General features: G+C 66.9%; 4 protein-coding genes. All 4 read right to left on the bottom strand.

Annotated elements, in window-relative coordinates; genetic code table 11:
- On the bottom strand, positions 1-629 hold a 629-nt coding region (locus JMF90_RS29640; RefSeq protein WP_201325785.1), incomplete at its 3' end, for an alpha-hydroxy acid oxidase.
- 182 nt (positions 630-811) lie between these two features.
- Complete coding sequence (locus tag JMF90_RS29635) at positions 812-1,579, bottom strand: FadR/GntR family transcriptional regulator (protein WP_006480703.1); 768 nt, start codon at positions 1,577-1,579, stop codon at positions 812-814.
- Between the two features lie 68 nt (positions 1,580-1,647).
- The gene (locus tag JMF90_RS29630) at positions 1,648-2,538 is read right to left on the bottom strand and encodes an amidohydrolase (protein ID WP_011547138.1); all 891 of its coding nucleotides are present in this window, start codon (positions 2,536-2,538) and stop codon (positions 1,648-1,650) included.
- Between the two features lie 67 nt (positions 2,539-2,605).
- The coding region (locus tag JMF90_RS29625; protein WP_201325784.1) for an ABC transporter substrate-binding protein at positions 2,606-3,445 on the bottom strand (840 nt) is incomplete at its 5' end.

Here is a 3,445-nt window from a genome sequence, read left to right as displayed (position 1 = left end):
AGCTGCGGCAAACGGAACCGCTCGTGGGTCAGATAGTTGACCGCCCAGGCCGGCTTCAACGCGAACTCGGTCAGCCCCGCGAGCGTCAGCCTGAATGGAATCGAGAAGCCGGTGCGCTTGTCGCGCTCGCGATTGCCGCCGGTGATGCTGTCCACCGTCAGCATCATCACGTTCACGCCGGCCTCCCTCGAGCGGTTCATCATCTCGCGGTTGAGGCCGCGATCCTTGTGAAAGTAGAACTGGTAGACCTGCGGGCCCGGGCTGATCGCACGGGCCTCTTCCAGGCTCACGGTGCCGAGCGACGACACGCCGAACATCGTGTCGAATTTCGCGGCTGCTGCGGCGACGGCCCGCTCGCCGTCATGATGAAACAGGCGTTGCAGCGCGGTCGGCGAACAATAAACCGGCATGCCGAGCTTTTGCCCCATGACCGTCACCGACAGATCGACATCGCGCACGCCGCGCAGCACGTTCGGCACCAGATCGCAGCTTTCGAACGCGCTCGTGTTGCGTCGATACGTGGTTTCATCGTCGGCCGCACCGTCGATGTAATTGAAGATCGGCCCCGGCAACCGCCGCTTCGCCAGTTCGCGGAAGTCGTGGAAATTATGGCAATCGTTCACGCGCATTCGTCACACTCCATTCGGCGCGCGAGCGGCATGCCGGCGGGCCGGCACGCGTCGCTCGCGTCGCTGCGTTCGTTCTATACCGACGGCCGGTGTCCTCGCAAGGGATGGTAGCCGTATCGGCACCCGGAATCGCGCCGCATCGCGCCACCGCTGCCGACCCTGCAGCGAATCGATTCGCACGCTCAGTCGAGCGCGCGGCCGAAGATGCGAATCACTTCATCGAGATGCTCGGCCATCGCACGGCGCGCGGCGTCGGGATCGCGCGCACGGATCGCATCGAGGATCGCGCGATGCTCGAGCTCCGACCGGTGCGGCATGTCGTTCGGCATGTACAGCGACTGCAGCCGCTGGAACATCAGGTCGTACTTGTGCGCGAGCAACTGCTTGATCATCAGCGCATACGCGGCGTTGTCGCTCGCCTCCGCGATGCGGATATGGAACAGCCGGTCGCCCGGGTGCGTGAGCGAGCCGCTGCGGTTGTCGTCCTGGTTGCGCAGGAACGCTTCGTGGATGCCTTCGATCTGCGCGTCCGAGCCGTGCTTCGCGGCCAGCGACGCGGCTTCCGGCTCGATCAGCCGGCGCGCCTGCAGCAGCGCGAACGGCGGGATTTCGGTGTCGAGATCGAGTGCGATGCCGAGCTCGGGATCGATCTCGACGATCGAGAACGGCGCGACCGTCGCGTCGGGAGCCGGCGCGGGTTCGGGCGCCGCGGCCGCTTCGGGATGGCGCACCTTCACGCCGTCGCCGACACGCACGCTGACGAGTCCGTTCACTTCGAGCGCGATCAGCGCCTCGCGCACCGACGTGCGCGACACGCCGAACCGTTCGGCGAGTTCGCGCTCGGGCGGCAGATAGCTGCCCGGCGGGAAATCGCCGGACTCGATCATCGCACTGAGCTTGTCGGCGATCTGCTGGTAGAGGCGGCGGTTCTGAATCGGCTGGATGGACATACGTTGACGCTGGTAATCGGTTTCGTTGCGGACGGCCTGTCAAATCGCACAGACCGTTCGCACCTATTTTATATGCCGCGCTTCACATCGCCCGGCACCGCGTAGCAGCGCGCGGCCGTGCCGCCCCACAACGCGCCCCGCTCGGCCGCCGACAGGCGCGCTTCGGCCCAGCGTTCAACCAGCGACGCGACCTCGTCATACGACGCCGCGAGCAGGCACACGGGCCAGTCCGATCCGAACATCAGCCGCTGCGGGCCGAACGCGTCGAGCGCCGCGTCGAGGCACTGCTCGATATGCCGGATGTCCTGGCCACGCAGGCCGCGCCGCCAGTCGGCCTCGGTCACGAGCCCCGACAGCTTGCACGCGACGTGCGGCAGCGCACCCAACTCCCGCAGCGACGCGCGCCAGCGCGCGAGCGCGGTGTCGTCACGCTCGAACTCGGCCAGCGCCGGCTTGCCGACGTGGTCGAGCACGAGCCAGTGCGCATCGTGCCGCGCGCAGAACGCACGGACGTCCGGCAACTGGCGCTCGAACACGAGCACGTCGTACACATAGCCATTCGCCTGCAGCCAGGCGACGCCGCGATTGAAAGCGGGATCGGCGACGAACGCGCCGACGTCGGCTTCGTCCTGCACCTGATGACGAAAACCGCGCAGCTTCGGGCTGCGCCACTCGGCGACGCGGTCGGCCAGCGCCGGCGCACCGAGATCCTCCCAGCCGACCACCGCCGCGATGCGTGCATCGTCGCGCGCCAGGTCGAGCAGGAACGCCGTCTCGTCACGGCCGGCGCGCGCCTGCACGGCGATCGACGCGCCGAGCGCCTGCGCATGCATCTGCGGCCACAGTTCGTCGGGCAGGTAATCGCGTGCGAGCACGCCCATCCCGGGGCCGATCCACGGATAGTCGGCCGCGCGATAACGCCAGAAGTGCTGATGCGAATCGATACGCACTGCGCCCATGATGCCCTCGTGTTCAATCACCGCGGCGACGACGGCCCGGAGCGTCGCCCCCGCCCGTCCGCCACGTTCAGTCGTACAACACCGCCGCGATCTTCGGATCGTCGATATTGGTCTTGTCGTACCAGTAGAAACCGGTATCGATGACCTTCGGCAGCTTCTCGCCCTTGATCGCCTTCACGGCCGCCTCGACCGTCTTGTAGCCGATCCCGATCGGGTTCTGCGTGATCGCGCCGGCCATCAGCCCGCTGCGGATCGCGTCCTTCTGCTGCTTGCCGGAATCGTAGCCGACGATCACGACCTTGCGCTTCATCTCGCGCACGCCGTTGACCACGCCGATCGCCGAGCCTTCGTTGGTGCCGAACAGCCCCTTGAGCTTCGGATACGCCTGCAGGATCGACTTCGTCACTTCGGTCGATTTCAACTGATCGCCTTCGCCGTACTGCACGGTCACGACCTGCACCTTCGGGTGCGCGGACTTCATCCGGTCGAGGAAGCCGTCGCGGCGGTCGATGCCGGTGCGGCTCGTCTGGTCGTGCGCGACCACCGCCACCTGCCCTTCGTCCCCGATCAGCGCGGCGAGCTTGTCGGCCGCAAGGGCGGCCGCGGCCTTGTTGTTGGTCGCGGCCGTCGTCACCGGAATGTCGCTGTCCACGCCCGAGTCGAACGCGATCACCGGGATCTTCTCGGCCTGCGCCCTCTTCAGCAGCGGCAGTGCAGCCTTGCTGTCGAGCGCCGCGAAGCCGAGCGCGGCCGGCTTCTTCGCGATCGCGGCCGACAGCATGTCGATCTGCTTGTCGACCATCGCCTCGGTTTCGGGCCCTTCGAACGTCACCTTCACCTTGTAGTCCTTCGCGGCCTGCGTCGCGCCCGATTTCACGGCCTGCCAGAACTGATGCTGGAAGCCTTT

Origin of the sequence: Burkholderia sp. E168m23 (assembly GCF_016586125.1) — a bacterium.
GTDB classification, from domain to species: Bacteria; Pseudomonadota; Gammaproteobacteria; order Burkholderiales; family Burkholderiaceae; genus Burkholderia; species Burkholderia orbicola.
This window is presented reverse-complemented; position numbering and strand designations above follow the sequence as displayed.

Coding starts and splice junctions, on each gene's coding strand:
- JMF90_RS29635 (WP_006480703.1), bottom strand. CDS start 1,579: ATGTCCATCCAGCCGATTCAGAACCGCCGCCTCTACCAGCAGATCGCC.
- JMF90_RS29630 (WP_011547138.1), bottom strand. CDS start 2,538: ATGGGCGCAGTGCGTATCGATTCGCATCAGCACTTCTGGCGTTATCGC.